Genomic DNA, 19992 nt, shown 5'->3' on the forward strand with positions numbered 1-19992 from the left:
ATTACTCAAGCAAGAGACCGGCGATTTCGATCGACCGCCGACCCGTAAATCCACCATTGAGAGCTTTCTACTATGTCCTCCGAGCCGTCCATCATTCTCGTCGTCGAAGACGATGCCATCGTCCGCATGCTGATCGTCGATGTGCTGGAGGAGCTTGACTTCAAGGTGCTGGAAGCGGATGGCAGCGAAAAGGCCCTGGAGTTTCTCAATGACGAAGACCAGTACATCGACCTGATGATGACCGACGTCGGCCTGCCGGTGATGGATGGCCGTGAACTGGCCACCCAGGCGCGGATGCTGCGCCCCGAACTGCCAATCCTGTTCGCCAGCGGTTACGCCGAAAGCATCGACGTGCCGGCGGGCATGCAGGTGATTGGCAAGCCGTTCTCGATTGATCAATTGCGGGACAAGGTCAAGGGCATGCTGGCCTGACGTTTGCCCACGCGAAACACCCTCTTCGTGGCATTGACCTGTCAAGTCTGACAGTAGATAAAGTTGCCCCACTGGCGTTTGAATAGACCGGCCATTCCCACTCATAAGGAACTGAGTCCATGCCGAGTCGAACCGATCTCTATGCGCGTTATTTGAAGGCCAGTGCATTATTGCTGATGCTTACGGGCTGCCAGTCATCCACTTCCGACAACCCACAACACTGCTTCGAACAGAGCGGGCAGGCGTTCAGCGAAGTGTTGAGCTGTTATTACAAGGCCCAGGCGGCGCAGCCGTTGCGCTACGAAAGCAAGGGTCAGGAACAGGTATCCGGCGTCACCATCCGGAAATTCGAACTGACGTCGCAGTCCTGGGATCAGGGCGGTAAAGTCGCCCCGGCCGACTGGACTCATGGCGTCGACCTGTACATTCCTGACAGTCCCCGCGGCACGCGAGCCGTGCTGGTCGCCAACGATGGGGTCAACCATCCTCCGTCCAAACCGGCTCCTGACGTACCGCCCAATTTTACCCGCCAGACGCTGCTCAACATCGCCCGGCAAACCGGTTCCATCGTCGTGGCGGTCAGCAATGTACCGAACCAGTATTTGACCTACAGCGATGACGGCGTGGAGCGCACAGAAGACGGCAGCGTGGCCCACAGCTGGAAACTGTTCATGCAGGCTCCGGAACAACGTCCCTTCATGTCGGTGCATGTGCCGATGATGGAAGCGCTGGTCAAGGCCATGGACCTGGCGCAAAAGGAAACGCCGCCCGGCCAGCTGAAGAGCTTCCTGGCCACTGGCGCGTCAAAACGCGGTTGGGCGGTATGGCTGGCGGCTCTGACGGACCCGCGCGTCGATAGCATCGTGCCGTTTGTCATCGACGTCTTGAACACCGAAAAAGTCTTCGACCAGACGTTTCTGGCGTACGGCGGCAACTGGCCATTGGCGTACATCGACTACTACCAGCAAGGGGTGATCGCCCAACGCAAGACACCTGCGTTCAAGAAGCTGATGCAAGTCGAAGACCCGATGACTTATCCGCCCGCCTACGCCAGCCGGTTGAGTATTCCCAAGTACATCGTTAATGCCAGTGGCGATGACTTTTTCATTCCGGATGCTTCGCGCCAGTATTTCCCGGAGCTGGAGCAGGACAATGCCAGTGTTCTTCGGGTGATTCCCAATTCCGCCCATGATGTGCGGCCGTTTGTTGAAGAGAACCTGATTGCTTATATCAAGCGGCGGCAGGCCGGCAAGACCACACCGCTGTTAAAAGCACAGGAACAGCGCCTCAGTGCGACGTCGTCCGAGCTGCGACTGACCCTGGCCGAGCTACCGATCAGGTTGACTCGGTGGACGGCCCACAACCCGCTGGCGCGGGACTTCCGGTACAACTGCGGCGTGCGCTACAGCGCGGTGCAGCTGCCCGTCTCAACCAACGTCCAGGCAACCCAGCAGGCGCCAAAAACGGGCTGGAGCGCCGAATTTTTTGAAGCCGAGTTCGCCAATGGCTATGTTGAAACGACCATGGTCAAAATCCTTCCAGACACCAACCCGACTCAGGCGCCACCGGCTGATGAGGCGTTTTGCGGAACACTGCCGGGCACCCCGGGTCAGTAAATCAAGGCACGACAATCCCGACTATTTTACGCGTCGGGATTGTCGCGTTTTAGTTGAACCGGTTTGAAAGTGTGGCGCAATTCCTCGCCCTTAAGGGGCGCTTGCCTTGGCTGTTGAATGCCGACTCTTATGCATTGGCGGTGGCACTGCTGAATCAAAGGTCAACCCATCAAGGGCAGTTCCTCAAAAATCTGCTCGAGATGGAAACCAAATACTCCGCCGCCCACGGTGAACACATCAATGACGCTGTCGTCGTGAATTTGTCTTCGCCTGGCCTGCACTAGGTTGACAGGGCACAAACAAAAGGTTGCCTCCTCGCCATCGGTGGCTCCTGTGTTTTAATTGCGCCCTTTTGCTTCGCCCCCTTACCTGCCGCAAAGGAACCCTGTCCATGAGTCAGCCCACAACCAAAGTCCTGGTCATTGGTTACGTCTGGCCCGAACCCCGCTCTTCGGCGGCCAGTGGGCATGTGATGCAAATTCTCGAGACGTTTTTGCAGGAAGGCTGGGACATCACCTTCAGCAGTCCGGCGGGCGTCGGCGAACATAAAGCCGACCTCAACGCGCTGGGCATTCGTGAATGCCCGATCGAGTTGAATAACAGCAGTTTCGACACTTTTATCAGCGCACTCGCCCCGGATATCGTGCTGTTCGATCAGTTCATGATGGAGGAACAGTTCGGCTGGCGCGTGGAGAAGCACTGCCCGGACGCCTTGCGCGTGCTCGAGACTTCCGACCTGCAAAGCCTTCGTCACGCGCGGCACCAACGGCTCAAGGACCGTTTGAAGGCCAGTGCCGACGAAAACGATTTCAGCGCTCTGTTTGCCCCGGCGCTGCGTGAGGAGTTCGAGTTGATGGCCGGCACTGACCTGGCCAAGCGCGAAATTGCCGCGCTGTATCGCTGCGATCTGAGCCTGATGATTTCTCCGGTGGAAATCGACTTGCTGGTCGAACAATTCAAGCTGCCGCGGGACTTGCTGCACTGGTGTCCCTTGATGCCGTCGCTGCCAACGACGCCTCATACGGCGTTTGAAGAACGGGCGCACTTTCTCAGCATCGGTAACTTCCGCCACGCGCCGAACTGGGATGCGGTGCTTTGGATGAAAACTTCGGTCTGGCCGTTGATCCGTCAACAATTGCCCGGCGCGCAGTTGCATCTTTACGGCGCTTACACGCCTCCCAAAGCCACGGCATTGCACAACCCGGCGCAAGGTTTTCATGTAATGAACTGGGCCGAGGATGCGTTGCAGGTGATGTCCGCCGCGCGGATCTGCCTGGCGCCGCTGCGGTTTGGCGCGGGGATCAAGGGCAAGATTGTCGATGCCATGCTCTGTGGCACGCCGACGATTACCACGCCAATCGGCGCCGAGGGCATGAGCGACGGCCTGCCTTGGCCCGGCGTTATCGGTGAATCCGCCGAAGCGTTGGCCACCGCAGCCGTTGCGCTTTATCAGGACAAGGCTCTCTGGACCGAGGCGCAACACCATGGCGACCGATTGCTCACCGCGCAATACCGTCAGTCAGACCACGGTCCGGCCCTGATTGAGCGCCTGCAAGCCTGCCGTCAAAACCTGGTCGAACGCCGCCGCGACAACTTCACCGGCGCCATGCTTCGGCATCATGCGCACAAAAGTACGCAGTACATGGCGCAGTGGATCGAGGCGAAAAATCGTCACGGTGAGTCGTCCGTTTCCGATTCTCGCGGGTGATTGTTCGCATCAGATAAGTGGCGCAAAGCTATGTTTATGTGGATGTTTCCGTGCATTGAAAAATTCATTTACGGCTTCTAGGCTTTGCTCATGAGTTCAACCGCGCTCCTCACGGATGGGGAGCCGAACCACAGGCAGGAGCCTTGCAACATGCCAAACAACCCTACCTCCAATGTCGACACTCAATGCTGGATGAACAAAGTCCCTGGTATCGACCAACTGAAACTCACCGATCTAATCTGGCCCGGCACCCACAACTCGGGCATGGACAAGAAAGCCCCCAACTACGAAATCGTCGTCGGCAACTGGACGACCTGCCAGAACGATTCGTTCGCCTGGCAACTCGCCAAGGGCGCCCGTGCTTTCGACCTGCGCCTGGGTTATCAGCCTGGTTCGCCCAAGGGCACGTTCTACTTTCATCACAATGGCTACAAATCCCATCGGGTACTGGATGAATTGATCGATGCGGTGAACAGTTTTCTTGATCGCAACCCCGATGAATTCATCATTCTCGACTTCCATCAACTGCTCGATGGCGACCCGCGCTTCGATCACCGCCAATTCAACGATTTGATGAAACAACGCCTCGGCGACCGCGCCATTTCGCCCGATGACGAGGAGAAGACCATTGGCGAACTCAAGGCGGCGAGCAGCAAAAAACGCGTGATTCTTGCAAGCCGCGTCTCGGTAGAACTGGATCTGAACTACTTCTGGGGCACTATCCCCCATCGATGGAGCGGCAGTCGGCTTACCAATGTTACTGAGTTGCGTCAGCATATCGTCCGCACTCTGGATACTCCGAGATCCGGCTCTTACCTATGGTCATTGACCGCCACCAGTTACACGTTCCTCGGCGGGCCAGTGGACATCAAGCAGCACATAAACGACTGGTTTCATTCATCCCGGGATTGGGTGACGCGCTGCTCGATCATCAGTACCGACTTTTTCGACGAATCGCAGATCGTCGGTTATTGCTGGATCGCCAACAGCATGAAGGCGGTGGAGCACAGTCGGTCGCTGGCGTAAACGGCCCGGAAAGAGGCATGATCACGGTGCGATAACAATAAAGCGCGCTGCCATGACCCGGACTGCCAGAGTTACCGATCCTTCCTACGAGTTGATGGACGACCATAACGGGTTGTCCATCATCTATCGCCAGCATGGTTTCCCGTGCCCGTTGGTGCGCTGGCATTTCCACAAGGAATACGAACTGCACTTGATCGTTGCCAGTTCCGGCAAGGTGTTCATCGGTGACTACATCGGTAACTTCTACCCGGAAACGCTGTTCCTGACCGGCCCCAACCTGCCGCACAACTGGATCAGCCAGGTCGCCGAAGACGAAGTGGTGCCCAAGCGCGACATGCTGGTCAACTTCACCGATGAGTTGTTCGACAGTGGCCATCTCGTGTTTGCCGAACTCAAGACCCTGGTGCCGCTGCTGGAGCGCGCGCAGTACGGCATCGAGTTCCGTTGCAAGCGCACCATCCGCCAGGCCATGACACTGATGCAGCGCATCGCCGACACCAAAGGCGTGACCCGGCTCGGGCATTTTCTGATTCTGCTGGAATTGCTCGCGGCTTCTGATGACTATCAGCTGCTGTCGGGAGCGACGACGCCGCAACTGGCGGATGAACACAACGTCGATCGCACCAACCGCGCGGTGGATTACATCTTTGCCCATTACGCCCGGGAACTGCCGCTGGAAGAAGTCGCCGAGCACCTGGGCATGAAGCCGACGTATTTCAGCCGGGTGTTCAAGCAGGCCACCGGGCGCTGTTTCATCGAATTCGTCAATCGCCTGCGAATCAGCAAGTCTTGTGAACTGCTGGCCGATGGCGACAAACCGGTGACCGATGTGTGTTTCGAGTCGGGCTTCAACAATATCTCCAACTTCAACCGGCGATTCCAGCAACTCAAGGGCATGACCCCTTCCCATTACCGCCGGTTGGCGGTGCAGCGGTTGACCGAACAAAACCGCGGTTAAGTTGCTTTTCGTAGGAGCGAGGCTTGCCCGCGAAGGCGGTGTGTCAGACAACACGCCTTCGCGGGCAAGCCTCGCTCCTACAGGGTTCCATCCAAAACCGATACGCATTTCATCGCCGACAATCCCCGAAAAGCCCTACCCCGTACTTTCAGCCCCAAACCCCAGTGCAAAAAAGTATCGATTCAAGTGCGATGGATGATTTGTCACATCCGCATTTGAAGGCTGTAATCAGTGCACATTCTTCCCTCATCCGGAAGACACAAAAACAATAACTGTCCTTCTGTCACCCCTGGGTGCGGAAAAGGAGTGCACGATGCAACCTTCTGTAAAAGCTCTGCTTGCCCTCACCTGCATGACCCTCAGCAGCGTCAGCCTTGGCGCCCAGACCCTGACCATTGCCACCGTCAACAACAGCGACATGATTCGCATGCAAAAGCTCTCGAAAACTTTCGAGACCGAGCATCCGGACATCAAGCTCAATTGGGTGGTGCTCGAAGAAAACGTCCTGCGCCAACGCCTGACCACCGACATTGCAACCCAGGGCGGACAGTTCGATGTGCTGACCATTGGCATGTACGAAGCCGCACTTTGGGGGGCCAAAGGTTGGCTGGAACCGATGAAGGACTTGCCAGCCAGCTACGCCCTCGACGACGTGTTCCCGTCGGTGCGTGAAGGTTTGTCGGTCAAAGGCTCGCTGTATGCCCTGCCGTTCTACGCCGAAAGCTCGATCACCTATTACCGCACCGACCTGTTCAAAGACGCCGGGCTGACCATGCCTGAGCATCCGACCTGGACCCAGATCAGCGAATTCGCCAGCAAACTCACCAACAAGGACAAGGAACAGTACGGCATCTGCCTGCGCGGCAAGGCCGGTTGGGGCGAGAACATGGCGCTGATCACCACCGTCGCCAACTCGTTTGGCGCGCGTTGGTTCGATGAGAAGTGGCAGCCGGAATTCAATGGTCCCGAGTGGAAAAACGCGCTGAACTTCTACGTCAAGACCATGAAGGATTCAGGCCCACCCGGCGCCTCCAGCAACGGTTTCAACGAAAACCTGGCGCTGTTCAACAGCGGCAAATGCGCGATCTGGGTCGATGCCAGCGTCGCCGGTTCGTTCGTGACCGACAAGACCCAAAGCAAGGTCAGCGAGCACGTCGGCTTTACCTATGCGCCGCACGAAACCACTGACAAGGGCTCGGCGTGGTTGTATTCCTGGGCACTGGCGATTCCGACCAGTTCCAAGGCCAAGGACGCAGCGAAAACCTTCAGCGCCTGGGCCACTTCCAAGGAGTACGGCGCACTGGTTGCCGAGAAAGACGGCATTGCCAACGTACCGCCTGGCACCCGGGCCTCGACCTACAGCGATGCGTACATGAAAGCCGCGCCGTTCGCCAAAGTGACCCTCGAGTCGCTGAAAGTCGCCGACCCGAGCAAGCCGAGCATCAAGCCTGTGCCTTACATCGGCATTCAGCTGGTGACCATTCCTGAATTCCAGGGCATCGGTACCCAGGTCGGCAAGTCGTTCTCGGCAGCGCTGATCGGCCAGACCACGGTCGACCAGGCCCTGGCCGCCGCCCAGCAAACCACCGAACGTGAGATGAAGCGCGCCGGTTATCCGAAATAACCCGCGCCCTCTGTAGGAGCGCTTTTTGTGGCGAGGGAGCTTGCTCCCGCTCGGCTGCGAAGCAGTCGCAAAGCTTTTGGGGTCGCTTCGCGACCCAGCGGGAGCAAGCTCCCTCGCCACACAAGCCTCGCTCCTACAGTTGATCTTCATCTGCCTGTTCCCAATCGGTTCTATCGCCATGAATATTTCAACTGCCAAAGCTCAAATGGACATTCCCCAACCGGTGCGTAAAAGCCGGTTGGCCAACCCCGGCTGGTTTCTGGTCAGCCCTTCGGTCGCCATGTTGCTGCTGTGGATGATCGTACCGCTGGGCATGACCCTCTACTTCTCGGTGATCCGCTACAACCTGCTCAACCCCGGTGAGAACGAGTTCGTGGGGCTGGAGAACTTCACCTACTTCCTCACCGACTCGGGCTTCCTGCCCGGCGCCACCAACACGTTGTTGCTGGTGGGCAGCGTGTTGCTGATCAGCGTGGTGTTCGGCGTGTTGATCAGTGCGCTGCTGGAGGCCAGTGAGTTTCTCGGTCGCGGCATCGTCCGGGTCATGCTGATCTCGCCGTTCTTCATCATGCCCACCGTCGGCGCGCTGATCTGGAAGAACCTGATTTTCCATCCGGTGTCGGGGATTCTCGCCTACGTCTGGAAGCTGTTCGGTGCGCAACCGGTGGACTGGCTGGCCCACTACCCGCTGCTGTCGATCATCATCATTGTCTCGTGGCAATGGCTGCCCTTCGCGATCCTGATCCTGATGACCGCCATGCAGTCGCTGGACCAGGAACAGAAAGAAGCCGCGCGCCTCGACGGTGCCGGCCCGGTCGCGATCTTCTGGCACCTGACCCTGCCGCACCTGGCGCGGCCGATTGCCGTGGTGGTGATGATTGAAACGATCTTCCTGCTCTCGGTGTTTGCCGAAATCTTCACCACCACCAACGGTGGCCCCGGCTATGCGTCGACCAACCTCGCCTACCTGATCTACAACCAGGCGCTGGTGCAGTTCGACGTCGGCATGGCGTCCGCCGGCGGTTTGATCGCGGTGGTGATTGCCAACGTCGCGGCCATCGTGCTGGTGCGCATGATCGGCAAAAACCTGACAGACAAAGCCTGAGGCCTGCGCCATGACTCTTCAACAATCCCGCCGTCTGCAAAGCCTGCTGCTCGGCACCCTGGCCTGGGCCATCGCGATCCTGATCTTCTTCCCGATCTTCTGGATGGTGCTGACCAGTTTCAAAACCGAAATCGACGCGTTCGCCACGCCGCCGCAATTCATCTTCACCCCGACGCTGGAAAACTATCTGCACATTAATGAGCGCAGCGACTACTTCAGCTTCGCCTGGAACTCGGTGGTGATTTCCTTCAGCGCCACGGCTCTTTGCCTATTGATTGCGGTCCCAGCGGCTTACTCGATGGCGTTCTACGAAACCAAACGCACCAAAGGCACGCTGCTGTGGATGCTCTCCACCAAGATGCTGCCGCCGGTGGGCGTGCTGATGCCGATCTACCTGCTGGCCAAGAGCTTTGGCCTGCTCGACACGCGTATCGCCCTGATCATCATCTACACGCTGATCAACCTGCCGATCGTGGTCTGGATGATTTACACCTACTTCAAGGACATTCCAAAAGACATCCTCGAAGCCGCACGCCTGGATGGTGCAACGCTGTGGCAGGAAATGGTCCGGGTGCTGCTGCCGATTGCCAAGGGCGGTTTGGCGTCCACAGTGCTGCTGTCGCTGATCCTGTGCTGGAACGAAGCGTTCTGGTCGCTGAACCTGACCTCGTCCAAAGCCGCACCGCTGACCGCGTTGATCGCCTCGTACTCAAGCCCCGAAGGTCTGTTCTGGGCCAAGTTGTCGGCCGTGTCGACCCTGGCCTGTGCGCCGATCCTGATCTTCGGCTGGATCAGCCAGAAACAACTGGTCCGCGGCCTGTCGTTCGGCGCTGTGAAATAGCCCCCAAGAATTCGCATAAAGGAGCGCCATCATGGCCAACCTGAAAATCAAGAATCTGCAAAAAGGCTTCGAAGGCTTTTCCATCATCAAGGGCATCGACCTGGAAGTGAACGACAAAGAATTCGTGGTGTTCGTCGGTCCGTCGGGCTGCGGCAAGTCCACCCTGCTGCGCCTGATCGCCGGCCTGGAAGAAGTCAGCGGCGGCACCATCGAGCTCGATGGCCGCGACATCACCGAAGTCAGCCCGGCCAAGCGCGACCTGGCGATGGTGTTCCAGACCTACGCCCTGTACCCCCACATGACCGTGAAAAAGAACATGTCGTTCGCCCTCGACCTGGCCGGCGTACCAAAGGCCGAAGTCGAGAAGAAAGTCGGCGAAGCGGCGCGCATCCTCGAACTCGGGCCGATGCTCGAACGCAAGCCGAAGCAACTGTCCGGTGGCCAGCGCCAGCGGGTAGCAATCGGTCGCGCCATCGTGCGTAACCCGAAAATCTTCCTCTTTGACGAACCGCTGTCCAACCTCGATGCCGCCCTGCGCGTACAGATGCGCCTGGAGTTGTTGCGCCTGCACAAAGAACTCAAAGCCACGATGATTTACGTGACCCACGACCAGGTCGAAGCCATGACCATGGCCGACAAAGTCGTGGTGCTCAACGGTGGCAAAGTTGAACAAGTCGGCTCGCCGCTGGACCTGTATCACCAGCCGGCCAACCTGTTTGTCGCCGGTTTCCTCGGCACGCCGAAGATGGGCTTCCTCAAGGGCAAGGTTACCCGCGTCGAAAGCCAGAACGTCGAAGTCCTGCTGGACGCCGGCACCCGCATCACCCTGCCATTGAGCGGCGCCAACCTGAGCGTCGGTGGCGCGGTGACTTTGGGGATTCGCCCGGAACACCTGAACCTGGCGCAAACCGGCGACTGCACACTGCAAGTGACCGCCGACGTCAGCGAACGCCTGGGCAGCGACACCTTCTGCCACGTCGTGACCTCCTCCGGCGAAGCGCTGACCATGCGCGTGCGCGGCGACCTGGCCAGCCGTTATGGCGAGTCGCTGAGCCTGCACCTGGACGCCGAACACTGCCATTTATTCGATGCCGACGGCGTGGCGTTAACCCGCCCACTGCGCGCCGCTGCCTGACGAGACTATGCGATGAAACTGAATAAACAGAACCTCAATCGCCTCGCGCCTGAGGTGGCACTGCCCGCCTACGCCCTGAGCGATACACGTCAAGGCATCGCCCACATCGGCGTCGGCGGTTTCCACCGGGCGCATCAGGCGTATTACACCGATGCGCTGATGAACACCGGTGAAGGCCTGGACTGGGCGATTTGCGGGGTCGGCCTGCGGGCCGAGGACCGTCGCGCCCGTGACGATCTAAAGGAACAGGATTTTCTGTTCACTTTGTTTGAACTGGGCGACAACGCTGACGCCGAAGTCCGGGTCATCGGCGCGATTCGCGAGATGTTGCTGGCCGAAGACAGCGCCGAGGCGTTGATCGACAAACTCGCCAACCCCGAGATCCGCATCGTCTCGCTGACCATCACCGAGGGCGGCTACTGCATCGACGACAGCAACGGCGAGTTCATGGCGCACCTGCCGCTGATCCAGCACGACCTGGCGCACCCGAACGCACCGAAAACCGTGTTCGGTTTTCTCTGCGCCGCGTTGGCCAAACGTCGCGCCGCCGGTACGCCCGCGTTCACCTTGATGTCCTGCGATAACCTGCCGCACAACGGCGCGGTGGCCCGCAAGGCACTGCTGGCCTTTGCTGCGCTGCGCGATGCCGATCTGCGGGACTGGATCGACCAGAACGTCAGCTTCCCGAACGCCATGGTTGATCGCATCACGCCGATGACCAGCACCGAGCACAAGCTGCAATTGCACGACAAAACCGCGATCGACGACGCCTGGCCGGTGGTCTGCGAACCGTTTGTGCAATGGGTGCTGGAAGACAAGTTCGTCAACGGTCGTCCGGCCTGGGAAAAGGTCGGCGTGCAGTTCACCAACGACGTCACGCCTTACGAAGAAATGAAAATCAAGCTGCTCAACGGCAGTCACCTGGCCCTGACTTACCTGGGGTTCTTGAAGGGTTATCGCTTCGTCCACGAAACCATGAACGATCCGCTGTTTGTGCGTTACATGCGGGCGTATATGGATCTGGATGTCACGCCGCAACTGGCTTCGGTGCCGGGGATTGACCTGACGGAATACAAAAACACCCTGGTGGCGCGGTTTTCCAATCAGGCGATTGCCGATCAACTGGAGCGGGTGTGTTCGGACGGTTCGTCGAAGTTTCCGAAATTCACTGTACCGACGATAAATCGGTTGATCGCTGACGGCCAGGAGACCAAGCGTGCGGCGCTCGTCGTGGCGGCCTGGGCCTTGTATTTGAAGGGCGTGGATGAGAACGGTGATACCTACTCGATTCCCGATCCAAGGGCGACGTTCTGTCAGGCGCTGGTGGCTGATGATGTGTTGATCACCCAGCGGTTGTTGGAGGTCGAGGAGATCTTTGGTACAGCGATCCCGCGTTCGGCGGAGTTTGTCGCGGCGTTTGAGTGGTGCTGTAACAGCTTGCGGGAAGTAGGGGTTACGCGAACCCTTGAAAAAATACTCGCCGCCTGATCGTTCCCACGCTCTGCGTGGGAATGCAGCCCGGGACGCTCCGCGTCCCATCCAGAAGCGGACGCAGAGCGTCCATTGAGGCATTCCCACGCAAAGCGTGGGAACGATCTTCGGTAGGGTCATGACATGGCAAACCAACAACTATTCCTCGGCATCGACTGCGGCACCCAAGGCACCAAAGCCATCATCCTCGATGCCGTCAGCGGTCAGGTGCTGGGCCAGGGCGCCGCCGCTCACACGATGATCAGCGGCGCCAATGGCCGCCGCGAGCAAGACACCAATCAATGGCTGGACGCCTTCGCCCTCGCCACCCGCCGCGCCTTGCTCGCCGCGAATGTTGACGGTCAGGACATCCTCGGCATCGGCGTCTCCGGCCAGCAACACGGACTGGTGCTGCTCGACGATCAAGGCCAGGTCCTGCGCCCGGCCAAGCTCTGGTGCGACACCGAATCCACCGCGGAAAACGACCGTCTGCTGACGCATCTGGGCGGCGAAAAAGGCTCACTGGAACGCCTCGGCATTGTCATTGCGCCGGGCTACACCGTGTCCAAACTGCTCTGGACCAAAGAACAACACCCGACGATTTTTGCCCGCATCGCGCGCATCCTGCTGCCCCACGACTTCCTCAACTATTGGCTCACCGGCCGCAGTTGCAGCGAATACGGCGATGCCTCGGGCACCGGTTATTTCAACGTGCGCACCCGCCAGTGGGATTTGCAACTGCTGCGCGACATCGACCCCACCGGGCGCCTGCAAGCAGCGCTGCCGGAGCTGATCGACGCGCATCAGCCGGTCGGCACCATCCTGCCGAGCATCGCCGAACACCTGGGCATCAACCCGCAGGCGCTGGTGTCCAGCGGCGGCGGCGACAACATGATGGGCGCCATCGGCACCGGCAACATCAAGCCCGGGGCGATCACCATGAGCCTCGGCTCCTCCGGCACGGTCTACGCCTATGCCGAACAGCCCAAAGTCAGCCCGGACGCCTCGGTCGCCACGTTCTGCTCCTCCAGCGGCGGCTGGCTCCCGCTGATCTGCACCATGAACCTGACCAACGCCACCGGAGTGATTCGCGAGTTGTTCGAGCTGGATATCGAACGCTTCAATGATCTGGTCGAACAGGCGCCGATTGGTGCGGACGGCGTGTGCATGTTGCCGTTCCTCAACGGCGAACGCGTCCCCGCCCTGCCCCACGCCACCGGCAGCCTGCACGGCCTGACCATGACCAACCTGACCCAGGCCAACCTGTGCCGCGCCGCCGTCGAAGGCACAACCTTCGGTTTGCGTTACGGACTGGACCTGCTGCGGCAAAATGGCTTACAAAGCCGCAGCATTTGCTTGATCGGCGGCGGTTCGAAAAGCGCGGTGTGGCGACAGATCGTCGCCGACATCATGAACACTCCGGTGATCTGCACCGAACAAAGCGAAGCGGCGGCCCTCGGCGCGGCCATTCAAGCGGCGTGGTGCAAGTCCTGGTCTAACGGCCACGAAAGCACCCTGGCGGATTTGTGCGAGCGCTGCGTGAAACTCGACCTGGCCAGCGAAACCCTGCCGGTCGCCGACAACGTAGCGGCGGCCCAGTACGCTTACGAACGCTATCAACAACACGTCGCAACCCTTTAAAGAGCGAACAATTTTATGTATCTGGTGTGTGGCGAAGCGCTGTTCGATTTCTTCAGCGAAGACGATGCCAACGGTCTGGCTTCCAAAGTGAATTTCAAGGCGATTGCCGGCGGTTCGCCGTTCAACGTGGCGGTGGGTCTGCGCCGTTTGGGCGTGGATTCGGCGTTGTTTGCCGGGTTGTCCACCGACTACCTCGGTCGCCGCTTGCAGCAAGTGCTGCAGGACGAAGGCATACGCCCGGATTACCTGGTGGATTTCGCCGCACCGACCACCCTGGCGATGGTCGCGGTCGGCGCCAACGGCTCGCCCCACTACAGCTTCCGCGGTGAAGGGTGCGCGGATCGGCAATTGCGCCTGGAGCATCTGCCGGAACTCGGACCTGAAGTGCGCGGTTTGCACATCGGTTCGTACTCGCTGGTGGTGCAGCCGATTGCCGATACGCTGCTGGCATTGGTCGGTCGCGAAAGCGGCAGACGCCTGATCAGCCTTGATCCGAATGTGCGCTTGAATCCGGAGCCGAACATCGACCTGTGGCGTTCGCGGATCGCCGAACTGGTGGAGTTGGCCGACCTGATCAAGGTCAGCGATGAAGACTTGAGCCTGCTGTACCCCGAGCAGGATCCGCAGCGGGTGATCGAGGGCTGGTTGCAGCATCGTTGCCAGTTGGTGTTCCTGACCCGGGGTGGCGAAGGCGCGACGGTGTTCAGTCGGGCCCATGGTTCGTGGTCGGTGCCGGCCAGTACGGTGAAGATTGCCGATACGGTCGGGGCTGGCGATACCTTCCAGGCCGCGTTGATTACCTGGTTGACCGAGCATCAGCTGGACTCAGTGGACGGTGTGCAGCGGCTGAGTCGGGAGCAGATTGACGGGATGTTGAAGTTTGCGGTGCAGGCAGCAGCGCTAACGTGCAGCAAGACCGGGCCGGATTTGCCGTATCGCCAGCAGTTAACCTGACCGATAGCTCCCACGCTCGATCGCTCCCACGCTCCGCGTGGGAATGCAGCCCGGGACGCTCCGCGTCCCATCAACCGCCGAACGCGGAGCGTCCGTTGAGGCATTCCCACGCAGAGCGTGGGAACGATCAAAACACCGCCACCCCACGTCCTGTGTAAACTATCGCCCTTTTTATACGCATGACGGGAAGACGGGCTTTTGAACTCAAGGCAGACCGCTGGACTTTTGTTACTCACGACTGTGCTGGCCGGTTGCGGCACCTCGCCACCCCGCTCCCCCAACGATATCTGCGAGATCTTCCGGGAAAAGAGCGACTGGTACGACGCTGCGCAAGTCACGCAAAAACGCTGGGGCGTGCCGATCCAGGTGCCCTTCGCGATCATGTATCAAGAGTCTGGCTATCGTTACGACGCCAAGACGCCGCGCAAATACCTGCTGTGGATCATCCCGTGGGGCCGTGTGTCGACGGCATCAGGCTACGCCCAGGCCAAAGATGAAGTCTGGTCCGACTATCAGAAAAGCACAGGCAGAGGTGGGGCCGACCGCGAGGATTTCGATGACGCCATCGACTTTGTCGGTTGGTACATGGACAAGACCGCCAGCATCAACGGCGTCTACAAATACGACGCCTACGGGCAGTACCTCAACTATCACGAAGGCTGGGGTGGCTATCGTCAGAAAACCTACGCCAGTAAAGCGTGGTTGGTGGCCACGGCCGGCAAGGTTCAGGGCCGATCCGACATGTATGCGCAGCAGTACGCCGGGTGTAAAAACGATCTGAATCGAGGGTTCTGGAGCCGATTCTGGCATTGGCTTTAAACCCCGTGGCATCTGCCGCAGGCTGCGATCTTGCTTTTTTAAGATCAAAAGATCGCAGCCTTCGGCGGCTCCTACAAAGGCCTACCGTCACAAAGCCGAAAAGTTGTAGCTCACAATCAGCCGCGTCTCATCCACATCCCGGGCAAACTGCTCGTAATTGGTCCGGTACGTCGCATTGCGCAGCCGCAAACTCACGTCCTTGAATGTCCCGCTCTGCACCACGTACTTCAACTCGCTGTCGCGCTCCCACTCCTTCCCGTCCTGATCGCTGCCCAGCACTTTAATGTGATCGCCATTCACATAGCGGGTCAGGAAACTCAGCCCGTTAATACCAATCGCCTTGAAATCATAGTCATACCGCAACTGCCACGAACGCTCTTGCGCGGCGGCGAAGTCGTTGACCTGCACGTAGTTGACCAGGTACGGGTTAGTGCCATCCAGATACGGCATCGAGTTATCGCCGTTCATGCGCTGCCAACCGGCACTGAAGGTATGGCCACTCAACGCATAGGACAGCATGCCGCTCAGGGCGCGGTTGTCGATGGAGCCGGCACGGGCGGCGCCGCTGTCGGCACTTTTCAGTAGCCGTAGATCTGCTTTCAGTACGCCGTCGCCCAGTGGCTGGTTGGCCAACACACCCACGAAGTGCTGGCGGTAGATGTCCTCCAGTTCCGCGTAATGGTATTGGGCGGTCAGGCGTTCGTTGATCTTGTAGTCGAAGCCGTACATGTCGAAATGGTCAGCGGTGACATTGCAGGCGTAACGCTTGTTCTTGCAGTGCACGCGGATGTCTTGCGAATCGGTCGAATCCCGGGCGGTGTACTTGTCCAGCCGCGCAGCCATAAAGGTCAGGTCCTTCACCTCTTTGGACGTGAGCATCGCGCCGTTGAACAGGGTCGGCAGCAGACGGCCATCGTTGTACTTGAGCAGCGGCAGATCCGGCAGCAACGCGCCGTACTTCAACACGCTGTGCGATACCCGCATTTTGGCGGTCAAGCCGAGCTTGGCGTACTGGTCCTTCGAACCGCGCGGGTTCTCGCCGGACGACGGCAGCAAACCGCTGTTGCTGCTGTCGGCGCTGGAATCGAGTTTGAGCCCGAGCATGCCCAGTGCATCAATGCCGAAACCGACGGTGCCCTCGGTGTAACCCGATTGCAGATTGAGAATGAAACCTTGCGCCGACTCTTCACGCTTGGACGCGCCCTGGTCGTTGCTGGTGTGCCCATCACGGAAGTCGCGGTTGAAATACACCGTGCGCGATTCGATTTTCGCCGTGGTGTCGTCGATAAAACCGCTGGCTTGAACCGGCGCGGTAAAACCGGCGCACAGGACTAAAGCGCCGAAGCCGAATGACTGGCGGGCCGTGATGAGAGGAAATGGGGGACGCATGAAAAAAAGCTCCAACAGTGCAGCGTTTGCGCAAGGCGCAATAAGCCAGAAAATAGCTTCCGCCCTGAACCGGTGACGGGCCAGAGTGAAGTGAACACACGGGGGTGAGCGGCAATGATGGCACAAGGCTTTTACGTACTGAAGGCGACTTTAGTCTGAAACTGACTGGCAGTTCTTCAGTTGGAGCCCCCTCCTGTTGGAACCGGGTAGGTCCAAATCCCCGGATTCATTGACCTAAACCCTGCACATAGGGGATGTCCCTACCCCCGAGCACGGCATTTGCGCCTTGAACGGGGCCGGCTAATCCTGCACCATCCGCCCCAGCTTATTCAAAGGACGGAATTCAAGGCATGCTGGACGCGAACGCAACCCATATTTCCCTCACGCTGGAAGGTGTTTCCACCGACCTTCAAGTGCTCAGTTTCGTCGGTCGCGAAGCCCTCAACCAACCGTTCTGTTTCGACATCGAACTGGTCAGCGCCCGCCCCGACCTCAAACTCGAAGAGCTGCTGCACAAGCCCGGCTGCCTGACCTTCGGCGCCACCGGCAAAGGCATCATCCACGGCCAGGTCTACCGCATCGAGCAAGGCGACTCCGGCAAAAAACTCACGCGCTACAGCGTCAGCCTGGTGCCGCAACTTGCCTACCTGCGGCACAACCATGACCAGCAAATCTTCCAGCACCTGACGGTGCCGAAGATCATCGCCCAGGTCCTCGAAGCGCGCGGCATTCTGGCCGATGCCTACAGCTTCCAGCTCGGCGCGATCTACCCCGAACGCGACTACTGCGTGCAGTACGACGAATCCGACCTGCATTTCATCCAGCGCCTGTGCGAAGAAGAAGGCATTCACTTCCACTTCCAGCACTCCGCCAGCGGCCACAAACTGGTGTTCGGCGATGACCAGACGGTGTTCCGCAAACTCGCGCCCGTGAGCTACCAGCAAGACTCCGGCATGGCCGCCGAAAAACCGGTGATCAAGCGCTTCAACCTGCGCCTGGAAACCCGCACCACCCGCGTCAGCCGCCGGGACTACGACTTCGAAAAACCACGCATCCTCCCTGAAGGCAGCGCCAAAAGCACCTTCGCCCCGGACCTCGAAGACTACGACTACCCCGGCCGCTTCACCGACCGCGAACGCGGCAAGCAACTGGCGACCCGCGCCCTTGAGCGTCATCGCAGCGACTACAAACTCGCCGAAGGCAAAAGCGACGAGCCGACCCTGGTCAGCGGCCACTTCCTGGCCCTGAGCGAACACCCGCGCGCCGAATGGAACGACCTCTGGCTGCTGCTGGAAGTCGTCCACGAAGGCAAACAACCGCAAGTGCTCGGCGAAAACACCACCAGCGACGTCACCGACAACAAGGACGACTTCCACCAAGGCTACCGCAACCGCTTCCTCGCCACCCCGTGGGACGCGCACTTCCGCCCGGCCCTCGAACACCCGAAAGCCAAAATCCTCGGCAGCCAGACCGCCATCGTCACCGGCCCCAAGGGCGAAGAAATCCACACCGACCAATACGGCCGGGTCAAAGTCCAGTTCCACTGGGACCGCGACGGCCAGGCCGACGACAACACCACCTGCTGGCTACGCGTCGCCACCGGCTGGGCCGGCAACGCCTACGGCGGCATCGCCATCCCGCGCATCGGCATGGAAGTGCTGGTCTCGTTCATGGAAGGCGACCCGGACCAACCACTGGTCACCGGCTGCCTGTACCACAAGGAAAACGTCGTCCCCTACGACCTGCCGGCCAACAAAACCCGCAGCACCTTCAAGACCCTCAGCTCACCGGGCGGCAAGGGCTACAACGAATTCCGCATCGAAGACAAGAAAGGTGCAGAACAGATCTACCTGCACGCCCAGCGGGATTGGGATGAAAACATCGAGCACGACCAGAAAATTCGCGTCGGCAACGAGCGCCACGACACGGTCGAAGCCAATGTTCTCAGCGAATTCAAGGTCGAAGAACACCGCATCACCCACCTGGATCGCAAGACCGAATCCCGGGCGAATGATCACCTCACGGTTGGCGTGACCCAGCATGTGAAGGTGGGGACGGCGTTGTTTGTCGAGGCTGGGCAGGAGATTCACTACAACGCTGGGGAAAAGGTAGTGGTTGAGGGTGGCATGGAGCTGACGGCGAAGGCTGGCGGGAGCTTTGTGAAGGTGGATGCGGGGGGTGTGACGATTAGTGGCGCCAATGTGAAGGTTAACTCCGGTGGTGGGCCGGGTTCCGGCACGGGGATCCAGATTCTCGACCCTGTCATCCCTTGGGCCGCCGCCAGGGACAAGCCCGGCGCCCCGCTCGTCCCGGCCGCCGTGCAAATGGCCATGGCCAAAGCCGCCCGCGCGGCTGGCGATATCCGCTGCCCGATTTGCGAAGCCTGCCGCGAAGGCAAGTGCGACCTGGGGGCGACAGCATGAGCGACGTACTCAATCATTGGCTGGACGAACAAGCCCGGCTCAATCGTGTGTTGATCCTGGCCCTCGACAGCCTCGCCGAACCCAACCCGGTCACCCCACTGTACAGCGCCGGCCTGATGCAGCGCTCGGTGCAGCTCTATCGCGGCACCCAGTACGTTGAATTCGCCCCCATCAGCCCATGGCTGGCCGAACTGCCCAACTCCAGCGCCGATGCCTTCCGCCAACTGCTGGACGACCCACAGCGCAACTGGGGCTGGATCGGGAGCATGGAACAATCCGACCTCGATGGCCTGACCCAACACTGGCGCGCGCGGATGATCATCAACGAAGATGGTGAGCGCTCTCTGTTCCGCTTCCAGGACAACCGCGTGATTGCGCGCTGCCTCGCCAACCTGAGCGAAACCGAGCGGCCGTTGTTGTTAGGTCCGATCAGCAGCGTGCTGTATTGGGACGAGGAGCAATGGAAAACCGCCGATAACTCCCGCCCCGGCCTGTACCCGGTACCCAACCCGGCGCCATGGCTGCGCATCCCCAACTCACCGGAACGCGGCCGCGCCATCCTGCGCGAAAACGTAAAGCGCTGGCTGCTCGTGCACCACGTCGAAGCCGCCGCCAAACTCTCCGAAACCCGCAACGTTCGCGAATGGCTGGAAGAACAGCTGGACCTGCTCGACACCTGGAAATGGAACACCCCGGAACAACGCGAATTCATGCTCAGCTTGAGACTTGACCCCAAATGCGCGGACGACGTGGCCTGGCAGCCATTGCCAAGTGAAACGCCAGAGCAGCATTTTGAGCGGACCCAGCGGGTTTTTGATGCGAGTTTGGGTAAGTCGGAGCGTGAGTGAAGT

The 19992-nt window shown here is 59.6% G+C and carries 17 protein-coding genes; 16 read left to right on the forward strand and 1 reads right to left on the reverse strand.

Annotated features, from left to right (window positions below; translation table 11 throughout):
• The first annotated feature begins 72 nt into the window (after positions 1-72).
• The 14 genes from HKK52_RS04905 to HKK52_RS04970 all read left to right on the forward strand — a co-directional run bounded on the left by HKK52_RS04905 (position 73) and on the right by HKK52_RS04970 (position 15329).
• Positions 73-432, forward strand: coding sequence for a response regulator (locus HKK52_RS04905; protein ID WP_169369797.1), 360 nt, complete (start codon positions 73-75; stop codon positions 430-432).
• Positions 433-551: 119 nt separating this feature from the next.
• Entirely contained in the window at positions 552-2048 is a 1497-nt protein-coding gene (locus tag HKK52_RS04910) for a PhoPQ-activated protein PqaA family protein (RefSeq protein ID WP_169369798.1), read from the forward strand.
• 71 nt (positions 2049-2119) lie between these two features.
• Complete coding sequence (locus HKK52_RS04915) at positions 2120-2332, forward strand: hypothetical protein (RefSeq protein WP_169369799.1); 213 nt, start codon at positions 2120-2122, stop codon at positions 2330-2332.
• A gap of 107 nt (positions 2333-2439) precedes the next feature.
• Complete coding sequence (locus HKK52_RS04920; protein WP_169369800.1) at positions 2440-3756, forward strand: glycosyltransferase; 1317 nt, start codon at positions 2440-2442, stop codon at positions 3754-3756.
• Between the two features lie 150 nt (positions 3757-3906).
• The gene (locus HKK52_RS04925; RefSeq protein WP_169369801.1) at positions 3907-4782 is read left to right on the forward strand and encodes a phosphatidylinositol-specific phospholipase C domain-containing protein; all 876 of its coding nucleotides are present in this window, start codon (positions 3907-3909) and stop codon (positions 4780-4782) included.
• Positions 4783-4834: 52 nt separating this feature from the next.
• Positions 4835-5740, forward strand: a complete 906-nt coding sequence (locus HKK52_RS04930; RefSeq protein ID WP_169369802.1) for an AraC family transcriptional regulator — start codon at positions 4835-4837, stop codon at positions 5738-5740.
• Positions 5741-6053: 313 nt separating this feature from the next.
• The gene (locus tag HKK52_RS04935; RefSeq protein WP_169369803.1) at positions 6054-7364 is read left to right on the forward strand and encodes an ABC transporter substrate-binding protein; all 1311 of its coding nucleotides are present in this window, start codon (positions 6054-6056) and stop codon (positions 7362-7364) included.
• A 205-nt stretch (positions 7365-7569) separates the two neighbouring features.
• Positions 7570-8469 carry a carbohydrate ABC transporter permease gene (locus HKK52_RS04940; protein WP_237150793.1) on the forward strand — a complete coding sequence of 300 codons (900 nt, stop codon included), beginning with the start codon at positions 7570-7572 and terminating at the stop codon, positions 8467-8469.
• 10 nt (positions 8470-8479) lie between these two features.
• Positions 8480-9310 (forward strand): carbohydrate ABC transporter permease, encoded by an 831-nt coding sequence (locus tag HKK52_RS04945; protein ID WP_169369805.1) that lies wholly within the window; start codon positions 8480-8482, stop codon positions 9308-9310.
• A gap of 31 nt (positions 9311-9341) precedes the next feature.
• Positions 9342-10445 carry an ABC transporter ATP-binding protein gene (locus tag HKK52_RS04950; RefSeq protein ID WP_169369806.1) on the forward strand — a complete coding sequence of 368 codons (1104 nt, stop codon included), beginning with the start codon at positions 9342-9344 and terminating at the stop codon, positions 10443-10445.
• Between the two features lie 12 nt (positions 10446-10457).
• The gene (locus tag HKK52_RS04955; RefSeq protein ID WP_169369807.1) at positions 10458-11933 is read left to right on the forward strand and encodes a mannitol dehydrogenase family protein; all 1476 of its coding nucleotides are present in this window, start codon (positions 10458-10460) and stop codon (positions 11931-11933) included.
• A 126-nt stretch (positions 11934-12059) separates the two neighbouring features.
• Positions 12060-13556 (forward strand): xylulokinase, encoded by a 1497-nt coding sequence (gene xylB / locus HKK52_RS04960; protein ID WP_169369808.1) that lies wholly within the window; start codon positions 12060-12062, stop codon positions 13554-13556.
• 15 nt (positions 13557-13571) lie between these two features.
• Positions 13572-14510, forward strand: coding sequence for a carbohydrate kinase family protein (locus tag HKK52_RS04965; RefSeq protein WP_169369809.1), 939 nt, complete (start codon positions 13572-13574; stop codon positions 14508-14510).
• 198 nt (positions 14511-14708) lie between these two features.
• Entirely contained in the window at positions 14709-15329 is a 621-nt protein-coding gene (locus tag HKK52_RS04970) for a transglycosylase SLT domain-containing protein (RefSeq protein ID WP_169369810.1), read from the forward strand.
• Between the two features lie 87 nt (positions 15330-15416).
• Here HKK52_RS04970 and HKK52_RS04975 read toward each other — a convergent pair whose 3' ends face one another.
• Positions 15417-16718, reverse strand: coding sequence for an OprD family porin (locus tag HKK52_RS04975; RefSeq protein ID WP_169369811.1), 1302 nt, complete (start codon positions 16716-16718; stop codon positions 15417-15419).
• Positions 16719-17068: 350 nt separating this feature from the next.
• On the opposite strand from HKK52_RS04975, the gene HKK52_RS04980 reads away from it, so the two are divergent.
• Both HKK52_RS04980 and HKK52_RS04985 read left to right on the forward strand, forming a co-directional pair.
• A complete protein-coding gene (locus HKK52_RS04980) occupies positions 17069-19141 on the forward strand; it encodes a type VI secretion system Vgr family protein (protein WP_169369812.1) in 2073 nt (690 codons plus the stop codon).
• Complete coding sequence (locus HKK52_RS04985) at positions 19138-19989, forward strand: DUF4123 domain-containing protein (RefSeq protein ID WP_169369813.1); 852 nt, start codon at positions 19138-19140, stop codon at positions 19987-19989. Before HKK52_RS04980 ends, HKK52_RS04985 begins: the two co-directional genes overlap by 4 nt.
• Positions 19990-19992: the final 3 nt, after the last annotated feature.

Source organism: Pseudomonas sp. ADAK2, from assembly GCF_012935755.1.
Taxonomy (GTDB): domain Bacteria; phylum Pseudomonadota; class Gammaproteobacteria; order Pseudomonadales; family Pseudomonadaceae; genus Aquipseudomonas.